Source organism: Sodalis sp. RH22 (genome assembly GCF_047324165.1).
Taxonomy (GTDB): domain Bacteria; phylum Pseudomonadota; class Gammaproteobacteria; order Enterobacterales; family Enterobacteriaceae; genus Acerihabitans.
Genome location: NZ_CP178731.1, coordinates 679,805 through 694,351 on the forward strand (window position 1 = coordinate 679,805; position 14,547 = coordinate 694,351).

Here is a 14,547-nt window from a genome sequence, read left to right on the forward strand (position 1 = left end):
TATCCGATGCGTGTTTCAGGCCGGGCGGCGTGGCCGCCCGGCCTGTTAACCGGCCGATCCTGGAGCGCCAGTGAACCCATCTTCTTCCCCGTCGTTAACCAAAATACGCCGGCACCGCGCCCCGGTGCGCATCATGCACTGGCTGAATGTGCCGATACTGTGCGCCATGCTGATGAGCGGCTGGGGCATTTACAATGCCTCGCCGATTTTTCCCGCCTTTACCTTTCCCAGCGTCCTCACCCTGGGCGGGTGGCTGGGCGGCGCCATCGCCTGGCATTTGGCGGTGATGTGGGCGCTGGCGGCAAACGGCCTGCTGTATATTCTGTGGGGTATCGGCAGCGGGCATTTTCGCCGCGACTTCCTGCCGCTGACGCCGCGCACGCTGGCGCGCGACGTTAAGCTGGCGCTGACCTTGCGCCTGGCGCACCGGCTTGGGCGTTATAACGCCATTCAGAAGGCCTTTTACTGGTTTGCCCTGGCATGCGGGCTGCTGCTGGTCCTTTCCGGGCTGTCCATGTGGAAGCCGGTACAGCTTTACCGGCTGGCGGCGCTGTTTGGCGGCTTCGACCGGGCGCGGTATGTGCATTTTTTCGCCATGAGCGGCATAGTGTTATTCGCCGTGGTTCATGTCGCGATGGTGATCGCCGTGCCGTCCACCTTTTGGCCCATGATCACCGGCGTTATACGCCGTTCACCCCGGGATGCGCAGGATGAATAACAGATCAAACAGCGGATTAAAGCTCGAACCGGCGCAGCAGAAGGCGCTTTATCGTTTGCAGCGGCGTCTGTTGCTGCGCTCCGGCCTGACCCTGGGCGCGCTGACCCTGCTTACCGGCTGTAACCTGCAGGACGGCGACGAGGTGGATAAGGTGCTTTGGGCCATGTCGCGCTGGAACGACCGGGTCCAGGGCTGGCTGTTCAGCGGGCAGCGCCTGGCGCAAACCTATCGCGCGGATCAGGTTGCCAACCCGTTCCCCTTCAATGCTTTTTATCCCGAATATAATGTGCCGGAAATCGATCTCTCCACTTATCGGCTGGAGGTGTCGGGGCGGGTGGCCGATAAGCGGCCCTGGACGCTGGATACACTGCGGGCGCTGCCGCGGCAAAGCCAGATTACCCGGCTTATCTGCATTGAGGGATGGAGCGCCATCGGCCAGTGGAGCGGGGTGCCGCTTCGTACCTTTCTTGAACGGGTCGGGGCGGACCTGCGCGCCGGCTTCGTCGGCTTCCGCTGCGCCGATCGCTATTATTCCAGTATCGACATGGCCACCGCCTTGCATCCGCAAACCACCCTGGCGCTGGATTTTGCCGGCAAGGCACTCCCGGACGCCTATGGATTCCCGCTCAGGCTCAGGGTACCGACCAAGCTGGGCTTTAAAAACGCCAAGCATATCGTTTCCCTGTCGGTGGACAACACCAACCCCGGCGGTTATTGGGAAGATCAGGGGTATAACTGGTTCAGCGGCATCTGACGCCTGGATCATCAGGCCTGGCAAATCTGGTTGCGTCCCTGGCGTTTTGCCTGGTACAGGGCCGAATCCGCCTTGACCACCAGCCGGCTGGGCGTGTCCTGCCCAGCCTCCGGCAGGCCGACAAAAACGCCCAGGCTGGACGTCAGGATACCGGCCGGGCTGCCCTGGTGGGGAATATTCAACGCCACGATCCCTTGCTGGATGCGCCGCGCCACCGCCAGGGCGCCGTCCCGGTCGGTGGCGGGCAGCAGGACGATAAATTCTTCCCCGCCGTAGCGCGCCACCACGTCGCGGTGGCGCAGCGGCAGGTTTTTCAGGGTGTGCCCGATACGCTTGAGGCAATTATCACCGGCCACATGGCCGTACAGATCGTTAAATTGTTTAAAATAATCCACGTCCAGCAGAATGATGCCCAATACCTGCTGCGTGCGCAGCGCGCGCTGGAATTCATTGTCCAGCGACAGATCAAAATGCCGCCGGTTGTAAAGCCCGGTCAGTCCGTCCGAACGCGCCAGCCGCTCCAGCGACCGGTTTAACTTGCGCAGCTCCTGCTGGGCGTGGATGAGCTGTTGCTCGGCGCGCATCCGCGCGCGCGCCTGACGCATCAGCACCAGGCAGACCACGGTAATCATCGCGATAAAAATAAGCGTCATCACCACATGGTTGAACGCGTCCTGGCGCCAGTCCGCCATGGTCTGATCCAGCGACAGGCCGGTAGTGACGATCACCGGGAACTGCTTGAGATGCGTATAGCTATAGAGTTTTTGCGCCGGATCGGCTCCCAGGGCGCTGTTGACGATACCCGAGCTGTGCTGGCGGATATTATCCCGGTATAGCGGCGAACCGGCGATGGTGGTGCCGATGACTTTTTCATTATACGGGTGACGGTAAAGCACGGTACCGTTGTCGAGCAGCATCATTAACGTTGAATCATCGCTTATCATAAACCGGGTATAAAAGCTGCGAAAATGATCGATCATAATGCTTTCCAGCAGTACGCCGGCAAAACTGCCGTCGGGATGGTTGAGCCGGCGTGAAATGGGCACGATCAGCGCATTGGTCATGCGGCTGCGGATAACCTTGCCGATGCGAGGGGTCAGTTCGGGATGGTCGCGGTGATAGATAAAATAATCCCGGTCGGCGTAGCCGTTGACGGCGGGCAACCGCTCAGCCGCCGTGACGATCATCTGGCCCGTGGCGTCAAACAGCGACAGCGCGCTGATTTGCTTTAACCCGGCGGTTTTTTGCTGGAAAAGCTGATGCAGCCTGGGCAACTGCGCCGCGCCGCTGCCCAGGGCGGCGATCTGTTGCGCCAGTTCATCAAGCGTGGCTTCGGCCTGGGCGAAGGTGTCGCTGGCATGCTGCGACAGCGCCTGGGTCAGGTTCATGGTGGCGGTCTGGGATTTGGCCAGCGCCGACTGGTAGGTTTGCCAGAGATGCCAGACGTTAATGGCTATCAGGGCGACGATCAGCAGCGCGGCGGATGCGCCCAATTCAAACAGCAGGGTAAAGCGGGGGCGTTCAGGCGATGGCGCCGTCTGTTTATCTGGCCGGGGAAAACCGAAATATCTGCTTTTTCTCATAAGGTTATATCAATGGCATACCTGGACTCTCGGTAACGGGACGGGACAACCGGCCGCCGCGGCAATGGCGCGTCACGCGGCCGGATTGCATTAGAAGTATTTATCTTCCGGGCCGGTTAGTCAAAGATAGGGCGGCGTTAATTCGCCGCCGCCGCGGCGCGGGCGGATTGTGGCGCCGCAGGCGGCAATCCAGGCCGGGTAAATTGATAATGATGCTTAATCACTCGCACAGATAAAAAATGGCGAATACAGCAGGCTGACCAGGATGGCGTTTTTATCGATACGCCTAAAGCTGGGCAACAGGGATGCGCCTACCGGCAGGAGCACCGGGCTGGCGATACCGTTGGGGGCGTTATCCAGCGTGGAGACAATTTCGCGGGTAATGGTTATTTCATATAAACCCTGCTGGTTTTGCTGCCGGTAACTAAAAAAGCGGCTCCGGTGCAGGTTATAGAGGCGATCGTCATGGGCCAGGGTGCCGTTAAGGGCATAAAAACCCTGGCTCGGACTGGTAAAAAACATTTTGGCTTCCACCGTGTAGGTTAACGATCCGGCGGGAATGGCTGAACGATAAACCATCAGGGCGGAACACTGGTAGCCGGAAATACCGCCGCGGTAATGACTGCGGTAAAACAGCGTAAGCGATAACAGGAGCAACGCCAGGATAAGCCAGATTCTTTTCATCAGACGTCCCAGTTATAAAAGTAGAAATTGAGGCAACCGGTGAGTTTACCGCCGGCCTCCTGTTCACATTTCGCCAGGAAAGTACGGCGGTTGATGCCGTCCTTTATCGTGGCGGCGGTACGGGAGAACAGCACCTTGTCATGGGCGTCGCAGCGTGCAATATTTCCCGCCATGGCCCGCTGGATATGCGCGGCCAGATCCGGGCGCTCCCGGTCGTTTATCGGACGCAAGGTATAAATGTTGCATGAATCAATATTGTTAAAGAAATAGAGAGGCTGCCTGTCGTCTTGCCTGAAATAGACATAGGTAGTCGACGCGGTGATAATAATCGACAGCGCTAAAAATAAATTTATCATAAGTTCTTTAGTGAAATGATCTGTCTTCGGGGCTACGGTCTCCATACCGCCGCCGTTATCATCGGCAATGGGTGTGTCCAATGCGGGATCCGGCGATTGATCATATACGGCGATAGCCAAACGATCGTTTAGCTTAAGTCCGCGTTTAGGCAGGGTGACGATGGCCGAGGCCTCCAGCCCAAGCGCGATCAGCGCTTTCCTGATCAGGCTGACCTGTTGATTTAAATTACCGTTGGAGGGGGATAAACCATGTTTTTCCCAGACGTTGGCAAATAAATCTTCCCGGCTGACGGTATCGCCGTTGCCATGGGAAATAATAAGCGCTTCTAATACGCGCCCGGCTGTATTGGAGAGATTGACCGCTGTTTCATCATCCGCTAATAAGGATAAACGATATTCCAGCGTATTAAATACAATGCGATCGTTGATCAGATACTTCATTGCCTTCTCCATGCCGATGGACAGTGCGCCAATACTTATAGCCGCTATCAATATATGCACTGAAATAAAATAAATAAAAGCGCAGCCAGTAATAGGCCGGGTCGATAAAAAAAACTTATATATTCCCTGCGGCAAATTAATTTAATCATGGTGGCTATCTGTGCGGAATTATAGCTATTGCGATAAAAGGAAAGGTTAATACCGCTGGAAAACAACACAAACAGGGTTAATCGCCAAAAATGGCGTAAACATGCGCATAAAAAGCTGCCGGCGGCGCGACGCGGCGGCGCAAACCAATGACCCGCACTGATCGGACTTGTTCAGCGTACACTTGTACGCTAGAGTGACTTCCCCGAAGGCTACAATTATGGTAGTCACCTGCGCAAAACGGGCCGGCTTGGGGCACCAGGAGCGTTCAGCCATGCAAAAAACCAATATCGGCGCGATGGATTGCCCCATCGCGCAATCGCTTGAGCTGGTGGGGGAATGGTGGAGCATGTTGATTTTACGCGACGCCTTCCAGGGACTCAGCAAGTTTGATGAATTTCAGCGCAGCCTGGGTCTGTCGCCGACCATGCTTACCCGCCGGCTGAAAACCCTGGTGCGCAACGGCATTTTATACAAACAGGCCTACAGCACGCGTCCGGCGCGGTTTGAATATTTACTGACCGAACGGGGCGAGGCGTTTTTTCCGGTACTGCTGACCCTGCTGCAATGGGGCAACCAGGCCCTGGCGCAGGAGGATATCGCCATCGTGCCTGTTAACCGCCGGCATGCCGGGAAAGTCGCGCCGGTGCTCGTCGACCGGGATACCGGCGAGACGCTCACCCATCTAAACGTCACAATTGCCGCCGGGCCGCGTGCTGGTGAAAGCATAAAGCGTCGGCTGGAAACAAGACAGGAAAAGCAAAACCATCATGATGCATATCCGCACAAGGAATTTTTATGAGTAACCGTCGAATCGTTATTACCGGTATGGGCGCGGTATCGCCTTTAGGCTGCGGTACAGAAACCGTATGGCGGCGCCTGCTGGCGGGCCAGTCCGGCATCCGCCCCTTGCCGGAGGCGATGGTTGCACAACTGCCGGTGAAAATCGGCGGCCAGGTTCCCGACCCGGAACAAGACCCGGAAGGCGGCCTGTATCCGGACCGTTTTGTGCCGCCGAAAGACCAGAAGAAAATGGACCGGTTTATCCTGTTCGCCATGGCGGCTGCCGATGAAGCGCTGCGCCAGGCGGGCTGGACGGCAAGCACGGATGAGCAGAAAGAACGCACCGCGACCATTATCGCCACCGGCATCGGCGGTTTCCCGGCCATCGCCAACGCGGTGCGCACCTCGGATAATCGCGGTCCGGGCCGGCTGTCGCCCTTTACGGTGCCGTCGTTTCTCGCCAACCTGGCCGCCGGCCATGTTTCCATTAAACACCAGTTCAAAGGGCCGATCGGCGCGCCGGTTACCGCCTGCGCGGCGGGTGTGCAGGCTATTGGCGACGCGGTGCGCCTGATCCGCAACGACGAGGCGGATATTGCCTTGTGCGGCGGCGCCGAGGCCGCCATCGATACCGTCAGCCTGGGAGGGTTTGCCGCCGCCAGGGCCATTTCCACGCATTTCAACGCCGCTCCCGCCACCGCCTCGCGTCCGTTCGATCGCGACCGCGATGGTTTTGTCATGGGGGAAGGCGCCGGACTGCTGGTGGTTGAAGAACTCGAGCACGCGCTGGCGCGCGGGGCCACGCCGCTGGCGGAAATCATCGGCTACGGCACCAGCGCCGATGCCTACCATATGACGTCGGGTGCGGAAGACGGCGACGGCGCCTACCGGGCGATGAAGATCGCCCTGCGCCAGGGCGGTATCACCCCCGCGCAGGTACGGCATTTGAATGCCCATGCCACCTCGACGCCGGTGGGGGATCTGGGCGAGATCAACGCCGTCAAACACCTGTTCGGCGACAACAGCGAACTGGCCATTACCTCCACTAAATCGGCCACCGGACATTTGCTCGGCGCCGCCGGCGGCCTGGAAGCCATCTTTACCGTGCTGGCGCTGCGCGACCAAATCGTGCCCGCCACCCTTAACCTGGACAATATCGATCCGGCGGCGGCGGGTTTGCATCTGGTGCGCGGCGAGCCGGAACCGGTGGCCATGACCTATGCGCTGTCCAATGGTTTTGGTTTTGGCGGCGTGAACGCCAGCATCCTGTTAAAACGCTGGGAATGATTGCGTCGCTTTCCCGTCCGGCAGGGCGGGAAAGCGTTGTTTCCCGCCATCAGGGGCGCCGCGTTGACGCGCTTGATATCGTCTCCGATGGCACGCCGGGAGCATAAGTTTCCGGCGTGGCGCCGCTCTTAGGTCCTTGTGCAACCGGGGCACTCGTTATATATTTCATTACACACCGAATTCCTCCTCCCATAGCGATTATTATGTCTCACTTTGCAGCACGTTTACGCGTTTTCCTCACGTTTGTCCTCCTTTCCCTGGCGATGGCGGCCAGCGCCGGCGCTGCCGCGGCGCGGACCCTCACCGATCAGCTGGGGCGCAGCGTTACGCTACCCGACCGCGTGGACCGGGTGGTGGTATTGCAACATCAAACCCTGAACCTGCTGGTGCAACTGGACGCGGCGGACGACGTGGTCGGCGTGCTGTCGAGCTGGAAAAAGCAGCTTGGACCGGATTTTGCCCGCTTCGCTCCGCGCCTGGCGACCCTGCCGATGCCCGGCGATCTTAACCAGGTGAATATCGAAAGCCTGCTGGCGCTGCATCCCCAGGTGGTGTTTGTCGCCAATTACGCGCCGCCGGAAATGATCAGGCAAATAGAATCCGCCGGGATCCCGGTGATCGCGGTGTCGTTACGCCAGGATCAGCCGGGGGAACAGGGCAAGCTCAATCCCGCCATGGCGGATGAGGAAGAGGCATACAACCAGGGCTTGCGCCAGGGTATCCGGCTGATAGCCGAGGTGGTAAACCGCCGGGATCAGGGCGAGGCGCTGATTAACTATACCTTTAGCGCGCGGGCGCGTACCGACGACCGGCTCAAGGACATTCCCGCCGATAAGCGTATCCGCGTTTATATGGCCAACCCGGAGTTAACCACTTACGGCGCGGGCAAGTATACCGGCCTGATGATGCGCCACGCCGGCGCGCTGAACGTGGCCGCCGCCAGCATCAGCGGCTTTAAGCAGGTGTCGATGGAACAGGTGCTGGCCTGGGATCCGCAGGTGATTTTTGTCCAGGACCGCTATCCTGAGGTGGTGCAACAGATTAACGGCGATCCGGCCTGGCAATCCGTCGACGCGGTTAAACATCACCGGGTCTATCTGATGCCGGAATATGCCAAGGCCTGGGGATATCCGATGCCGGAGGCGCTGGCCGTCGGCGAGCTCTGGATGGCGAAAAAGCTCTATCCGCAGCGTTTTGCCGATGTGGATATCGATAAGCAGGCCGATGCCTATTATCGCCATTTCTACCGCATGGCGTGGCGGCCGCGTCCCGATGCCGGCTAGGGCGAAGCCAGAGCTTAGCGCCGCGGCCCCCTGGCTGCTGGCGGTGCTGACGATCGCCATGGTTTTCCTGTCCCTGGGCATCGGGCAGTTCAGCCTGTCGCCCCTGCGCGTCATGCAGCAACTGGCCCATCCCCTGCAGCCGGGAACATTGGACTACCAGGTTATCTGGACCATCCGTATGCCGCGCATCCTTACCGCCTGCCTGGCGGGCGGGGCGCTGGCGCTGTGCGGCGCCGCGTTGCAGGGGGTATTCCATAATCCGCTGGTGGATCCCCATATTATCGGCGTCAGCGCGGGCGCCGCGTTTGGCGGCACCCTGGCTATCCTGCTTGGCCTCGCGCCGCTGCTGCTGATGGCCTCCACCTTTTTCTTCGGCCTGCTGGCGCTGCTGCTGGTGTATATGATTGCCGCCACCCTGGGGCGCGAAAACCGGCTGATGCTGATCCTGGCGGGCATTATCCTGGGCGGCTTTTTTGCCGCGCTGGTCAGCCTGCTGCAATATCTGGCCGATACCGAGGAAAAGCTGCCGAGTATCGTATTTTGGCTGTTGGGCAGCTTCGCCACCGCCAGCTGGCATAAGTTGCTGATGCTGTTCGCGCCGGTACTGGGCGCGGGTACGCTGCTGTATCGCCTGCGCTGGCGCATCAATATTCTTTCCCTGGGCGACGACGATGCGCGCGCGCTGGGCATGGCGGTGGTTAACCTGCGGCGCCTGGTCTTGGTGCTGTGCGCGCTGCTGACGGCGGCGCAGGTGGCGGTCAGCGGCAGTATAGGCTGGATTGGGCTGGTGATCCCGCACCTTGCGCGCATGCTGGTGGGCGCCGATCACCGGCGCCTGTTGCCCACGGCGTTCTGGCTCGGCGGCGCCTTTATGGTGCTGGTGGACGATGTGGCGCGTACGCTAAGCCAGGCCGAAATCCCTCTGGGCATTATTACCGCGCTGCTCGGCGCGCCGCTGTTTGCCTGGCTGCTGATCCGCGACAGCCGCGGGAGAACGCAATGATCGGCGCTACGCTCAATGCCCGGGGCCTGGCATTCGGTCATGGGGAGCCGTTATTCCGGCCGCTGGACTTTGCCTGCGCGCCCGGCGAGATCTGCGCCGTCCTTGGCGCCAACGGGCGCGGCAAGAGCACGTTGCTGCATACCCTGGTCGGTATTCTGCCCGCGCTGAGCGGCGATATCCGCTGCCACGGCGGTATTGGTTTTGTCCCGCAGCGTTTTACGCCGGCCTTTTCCTACCGGGTGTTTGATATCGTGCTGATGGGACGGGCGGGCCACGTCGGGCTGTTGCAGATGCCCTCGCGCCGGGACGAAGCCATGGCCCGTGAGGCGCTGGAGATGCTGGGAATCGCGGCGCTGGCGCCGCGCGCCTACCTGTCGCTGTCGGGCGGACAGCAGCAACTGGTGCTGATCGCCAGGGCGTTGGCGACCCACAGCGATTTGCTGGTGCTGGATGAACCCATGGCGGCGCTGGATTTGTTTAACCAGCAGGCGGTGATGCGCCTGATCCGCCGGCTGGCCCGCCGCCATGGCGTCAGCGTGCTGTTTACCACCCACGATCCCTGCCATGCGTCGCTGCTGGCCGATAATACCGTGCTACTGTTGCCGGAGCGGGAGTGGCTGCACGGCGCCTCGCGTACGGTATTAAGCGAAGAAAACCTGAAACGCGCCTACGATATCGTGGTCAAGGGGATAGATATTGATGACCGGGGCCGGCAACATCGGGTCCTGGCTCCGCTGTTTGACCTGCGCGGGCCGGATGCGGCGTCATAAGATTGCGCCAAGCGGGCGCTATGGCGATTGTCTCGCCTGCGTCGCGCTCAGGACAAGGGGGCGCAGGGGGACAGGAATCCGGCTTGGCGCAAAAAAAACTGCCCCGGCGCCGAAAGAATAAAGTCCGCGAGCGCGCGGGCCGGCGCCGAACGCAGCGCCAGGGCATAGGTGGCGAAGACATTATGGCAGTCCGGGATAACGACCACCCGCAGCGTCGGATCCTGTTCAAGCCTTGGCGCGTAATGCGCGTAGCCGATAAAGATATCGGCCAGCCCACGGCGGATAATCCACCCGGCGGCCAGCTCGCCCGCGGGAATGGGCGCGGTATCCGCGCCGCCCACCAGCGGCCGGGCGCGCTGTTTCAGAGGGGCCGCGCCGGTATGCAACAGGGCGGCGGCGGTATCGAACAATTGCCAGGCGTAGTCGCCGGAAGGATCGCAGCCCGGCGTGGAGGTGCCGATAACCAACCCGGGATCGCTCAACAGCGCCAGCCAGTCGGCGCCGTCGGTGCGCGGTCCGCGTTTTACCGTCAGGCACAACCGGTTGCGGGCAAAGGGCCGGACCTCCAGCGCCAATCCCTTTTCCCGCAGCCGGGCGGGATGGCCGGTATTGGCCGAGGCGAACAGATCGCAGTGCTCGCCCGCCTCGATGCGCCGGGACAGCAGGCCGGCGGGGCCGAAGTCCACCGTCACCTGTTGGCCGGCAATAGTGCGGTAACGGGCCAGCAGCGGCGTTAGCGCCGGGCGCAGGCTGCCGGCGGCCAATACAATCAATGGTGACATGGTTTTCCCGTTAATAGGCTTGCTTTATGTAGCATCTGGATAGCTATTATATATGCTATTCATGGCCATTCTGTAAATAAAAGAAACCATATCGTCTAACCTTATATTATCTGGCATCAGCGCAGCCGCCCTTTTGTTTTTTGGTTTGATATAATCATAATCAAAAGGCTTATTCTCAGCTATATCAGTAAGAAATCTTGCTATAAAATCGGCATTATCCATGACAGCATTTGCTTTCAACATCGGATCCCTAAGCAGCAGTTCACGAATCTGCTGCTTACCCAGGGCCATGTTGCCGCGATCGTAATTGAATGCCCTGGCAAAATCATCCTCAATATTAACGTAGTTTGTACAGCGGTTGTTTAGCGCATCATCAAAACTCTCCATAAACTCACTGGCATCTCCCACTCTGCTGGTAGAGGGTGATATCAAGAAATCTAATGAACCGGAATGGTGTGAAACTTCATGCAGCACGGTGTGGCGGGGCAGGGTGCTCAGGGGCTGCGCGGCATAAAAATTATCAACCATAATGATTACCCTGCTTTTTATATCGTCCGCATAAGTAAATCCCATGGGACTTTGGGCGCGATATGCGTAGGGGCGCGCCGATGTGGAGCAGGTGGCGAAAATGATGCTTTGTTTGGTGGTTTCGAAGTACTTTACAATCTGTTCGGTGTGATACCTCAGCCTGGTCATGGCCTGGAAAATAATGGACGGATCATCGGTTTTCAAAACCTTTGATAAATAACATTTTATTGGATTTTTTTCAGGATATTGCATAATGCCTTCCGGCAGTGTCATCGTTGTCCTATGGAACTTGTCCTTAACAAACGCCGCATGGCTATGGGCTCGATCCACTTCCTGAATAAATTGATTGATATGGTTTCTCAGCAAAGAAAATTCCGCTGGAATTTTTAAGATATCTTCTCCATAACCAAACTGGTAAGTTGTCGGCGAAGCATAATGCTGCTTAATAGCATCGGCAATATCGCGGGTATGGTCGAATTTATACGGATAAAGTTCAGCATAGAATCGGTTCATCGGCGCCATAAACGTGGAACGGTCGGGTATGCCAGCCAGATCAACCAATGGGTTGTCGGCCCATGCGGGCTGAGGTGGGTGCCCGTGGTTATTATTAAACATAAATTGAAGCTTTTGCTGTTCTTGTCCCCCGCCAGCCAGGATTCCCGATTTAGATTGCGCGGTGTGCTCTCTTACCGGCGACGATAGCGGTTTTCCCTCATTGAGCCTGACAGGTGGTGGTATGCTCTTTTTCATTTCCGAGAATTTCAGTTTATCAACGAGTTTATCAAACTGGTTTTTTTTGCCATATTGTTCAAAATGTTTAATTAATTTTCTTAGGGAATGGCTGCTTATGGCGGACAATATGTCAACGCCAGGATCAGCGGCCTTGAGGGTGCCTATTAGCAGAGAAGTGCTTTCTTTACCGGTTGGCAGCCTGATGTGATGGATAACTTGAGCGCCCGCCGACTTCAGGGTGTTTTTAGTCAGCGCATTACCAGCAAACACCATTTGGCTTTTACTCAACCCTTTGATAATACTGGCGCCAAATTTTTGGCTCACATCGGCTATTTTCGCAGTCACGGTAAAAAACGCCACAGCGTCCAGCAAACAGGCGGGAACGGCTTTTTCAAGATCGTGCTTCAAAGCACCATCAACACAGTCATAAAAGGGGATGATATTTTTTGCCACAGCCCATATTTTTTGCAGGTCAGAGAGCGTATATCCCGACTGATAAAGGGCATTATAGAATGTCTCCCGGTGGCTGTTTGTCATAAAAACAGTCAAGCCGTCGTTGGTTTGGTCCTCATTTTTGATGACGCTTTTTTCAGCCTCTCCGTTAAAATAGGCAATAAGCGGATGTAAATTACTGTATTCTTTTCTGCCATCATGAGGCAGATGCTGGTCAAACCGCATAATGTGATAACCAATGCCGATTTTCCCCTTCATGGCATAATAGCGTTTTTCACCGCTGAGGCTCACTGAAAAAACATCCGCTTCTTTGATATTATCAAAATCATAGTGGCCAGCGCCATTATCCCGCATGGCGGGAATAAGTGCGTTAGCCTTTAAGAAGGGTATTATCCGCAGGCGATGAATAATGGCATGGTCTGATAAAATGAAGTCACGATCTTTTTTTTCTACCGAGCCAAGCGCATTTTTGATCAGGATTTCATCCCACTCGGAATAACGGTCTGCGACAATATTGGTGTGCTTTTCATACTCATTATCAAGGCTTTCCGGCGCTGTTTTACAGGGAACAAAGACGTTGTTTAAATAGGCTTCTTTGGCGTGCTTTTTGCCTTCACTGTTTCTCTGTTCAAGGGTCATCGCCGGATTGACCATGATGGTCATAGGAAAAACAGTGTCGCGCGGGCAACGGTCAATGATACTGTCGGCAAGCTGCCCCCGCGTTAGCCATTGTTCTACGGCTTTCTTAAAGCGGTTGATTTTGTTGTCGAGGTCCTCGAGCGCGTTCCTTACCTGGACTCTGTGCGCCCGGTATTCGTCCAGCGCCCTGGCCCGCAGTAGCAACGGATTTGACTCCTCTTCGGCAATGAATTTCCCAGGATGGTTAACGGCCTGGAAGAGCAGGGCGGGCAGCGAGTAGTATTTAAGCATATCCGCGCTGACGCCGTCGCGCAGCGCAATATCCCATAATAGCGCGCCGGTTTTTACCACCTCGCGCCAATGGGTTTCCCCCAGGTTTATGCCGTTTTCATATAAAAATAATGAGCCGGAGAACAGCGAGGCGAATTCAAAATCATCCAGGGATAAGTGTTTTACCTGTGGGTCACGACCATAATAAGTCAATAGGGGGATGTGTTTGCATACCTCGCTGTCCCATTTGTTTTTTAATATCGCCTGGTCCGTTTCAGTCAAGATATTAAAATCCACTTTCCCTTCCGCTTGTAAGCCCTCAGAGGAAAGCAAGTACCTTATGCTGTCGATGGTAAACATAAAAGGGTAGCTGGCGTTAGCGACACTTATCGCCATTGCCATATCGGGTGATGTTCCCAGTATATTGTCGAAAAGCCACTGCCCGATGACTGAGCCGGCTTGTTCCGATGATAATGTGTCGTTCTTATGGGCGTCATAAAAATTGGCGGCGTTCAGCAGCAGCCGGGCGATAGATTTTTTATCCTTCGGCTCCGCGAAAGATAGGTATTTGGCAACCGCGGCGGTTATCTCCACCTTACTGAATTCATGCGGTTTCTTACCTTTATCCAGATAATGGGTTTTCTTGAGAAATCGAATAATTTGTTTGTTCTTATTGTGCAATTCGGCTGCGAAAGTCCCGTCCCCGCGCGTCGTAACATGGCCGCGATAGGGGTTAAGTCCGCGTGATGACGATGCTGTATCCTCAGGCAACGTTGCAAGCGGCATAAGCCTATTCAGGTCTGTACTGTTTAGCGCACCCAACGCTAACGGGTAAGGAAGAAGGTTGTCCCGCACGCCGGCGCCTGCCAGGCCGCCGTCGATATTTCCCGACCGCCAGCGAAGAAAAGAGCCGTAAGCACAGGTCGCGCCGCCCAGAACGGCAACGCCCGCGAGCCAGATCTTCCAGTAAGCCCTGGTTTGGCCGGCCGGCCGGCGGGTATCCGACGGTAATTTCAGGGCAACCTGTTCAGAGGAACAGGAGGCAACGTCAAGACGGTGTGAAAATGCCGTTTTCCCAGGCACAGGGCTTTTCTGTGCCTGATCCGCTTGGGGAACGGACTGATAAGGACCAGAACAGGGAGGTGAGGTGAGCGAAAGTCCTTTTTGCATGGGTGTATTCCTCAAGGCGAAACATGAAGAGGTATCCATAGTAGTTGTCCCGGGTAAAACAGTACGGCAACGGGATATCGCCGGACGGGTTAGGGGACCAGACGGACAGGTGGAATTGCGCGCCGGGGTGTTGATCATGCCTTTCCGCCAATATGTTTTGGCTG

At 57.0% G+C, this 14,547-nt stretch carries 12 protein-coding genes; 7 read left to right on the top strand and 5 right to left on the bottom strand.

Features of this window, described 5'->3' with window-relative positions:
- Nucleotides 1-133 precede the first annotated feature (133 nt).
- Together ACL2XN_RS03160 and ACL2XN_RS03165 are read left to right on the top strand one after the other, a co-directional pair.
- Entirely contained in the window at nucleotides 134-718 is a 585-nt protein-coding gene (locus tag ACL2XN_RS03160; protein ID WP_413731056.1) for a cytochrome b/b6 domain-containing protein, read from the top strand.
- The gene (locus tag ACL2XN_RS03165; RefSeq protein WP_413723069.1) at nucleotides 711-1,472 is read left to right on the top strand and encodes a molybdopterin-dependent oxidoreductase; all 762 of its coding nucleotides are present in this window, start codon (nucleotides 711-713) and stop codon (nucleotides 1,470-1,472) included. The genes ACL2XN_RS03160 and ACL2XN_RS03165 overlap by 8 nt, the downstream gene beginning before the upstream one ends.
- An 11-nt stretch (nucleotides 1,473-1,483) precedes the next feature.
- Here the strand turns inward: ACL2XN_RS03165 and ACL2XN_RS03170 are convergent, their stop codons facing one another.
- The 3 genes from ACL2XN_RS03170 to ACL2XN_RS03180 all read right to left on the bottom strand — a co-directional run bounded on the left by ACL2XN_RS03170 (nucleotide 1,484) and on the right by ACL2XN_RS03180 (nucleotide 4,536).
- On the bottom strand, nucleotides 1,484-3,055 hold the full coding sequence (locus ACL2XN_RS03170) for a diguanylate cyclase (RefSeq protein ID WP_413723068.1): 1,572 nt from the start codon (nucleotides 3,053-3,055) through the stop codon (nucleotides 1,484-1,486).
- 216 nt (nucleotides 3,056-3,271) lie between these two features.
- Nucleotides 3,272-3,739, bottom strand: a complete 468-nt coding sequence (locus tag ACL2XN_RS03175) for a FidL-like protein (RefSeq protein WP_413730267.1) — start codon at nucleotides 3,737-3,739, stop codon at nucleotides 3,272-3,274.
- Complete coding sequence (locus ACL2XN_RS03180; protein ID WP_413730268.1) at nucleotides 3,739-4,536, bottom strand: winged helix-turn-helix domain-containing protein; 798 nt, start codon at nucleotides 4,534-4,536, stop codon at nucleotides 3,739-3,741. The genes ACL2XN_RS03175 and ACL2XN_RS03180 overlap by 1 nt, the downstream gene beginning before the upstream one ends.
- A gap of 421 nt (nucleotides 4,537-4,957) precedes the next feature.
- On the opposite strand from ACL2XN_RS03180, the gene ACL2XN_RS03185 reads away from it, so the two are divergent.
- From ACL2XN_RS03185 to ACL2XN_RS03205, 5 genes are all read left to right on the top strand, one after another.
- Complete coding sequence (locus ACL2XN_RS03185; RefSeq protein ID WP_410014638.1) at nucleotides 4,958-5,485, top strand: winged helix-turn-helix transcriptional regulator; 528 nt, start codon at nucleotides 4,958-4,960, stop codon at nucleotides 5,483-5,485.
- The gene (fabF, locus tag ACL2XN_RS03190) at nucleotides 5,482-6,753 is read left to right on the top strand and encodes a beta-ketoacyl-ACP synthase II (RefSeq protein ID WP_413730270.1); all 1,272 of its coding nucleotides are present in this window, start codon (nucleotides 5,482-5,484) and stop codon (nucleotides 6,751-6,753) included. Before ACL2XN_RS03185 ends, fabF begins: the two co-directional genes overlap by 4 nt.
- Before the next feature lie 263 nt (nucleotides 6,754-7,016).
- Entirely contained in the window at nucleotides 7,017-8,036 is a 1,020-nt protein-coding gene (locus ACL2XN_RS03195) for an ABC transporter substrate-binding protein (protein WP_413731057.1), read from the top strand.
- 58 nt (nucleotides 8,037-8,094) lie between these two features.
- Nucleotides 8,095-9,039, top strand: a complete 945-nt coding sequence (locus ACL2XN_RS03200; RefSeq protein ID WP_410016795.1) for a FecCD family ABC transporter permease — start codon at nucleotides 8,095-8,097, stop codon at nucleotides 9,037-9,039.
- Nucleotides 9,039-9,809, top strand: a complete 771-nt coding sequence (locus tag ACL2XN_RS03205) for an ABC transporter ATP-binding protein (RefSeq protein WP_410016796.1) — start codon at nucleotides 9,039-9,041, stop codon at nucleotides 9,807-9,809. Before ACL2XN_RS03200 ends, ACL2XN_RS03205 begins: the two co-directional genes overlap by 1 nt.
- 47 nt (nucleotides 9,810-9,856) lie before the next feature.
- Here the strand turns inward: ACL2XN_RS03205 and ACL2XN_RS03210 are convergent, their stop codons facing one another.
- Both ACL2XN_RS03210 and ACL2XN_RS03215 read right to left on the bottom strand, forming a co-directional pair.
- Complete coding sequence (locus tag ACL2XN_RS03210; RefSeq protein ID WP_413730271.1) at nucleotides 9,857-10,591, bottom strand: substrate-binding domain-containing protein; 735 nt, start codon at nucleotides 10,589-10,591, stop codon at nucleotides 9,857-9,859.
- 24 nt (nucleotides 10,592-10,615) lie between these two features.
- Entirely contained in the window at nucleotides 10,616-14,383 is a 3,768-nt protein-coding gene (locus tag ACL2XN_RS03215; protein WP_413730272.1) for a hypothetical protein, read from the bottom strand.
- Nucleotides 14,384-14,547 lie beyond the last annotated feature (164 nt).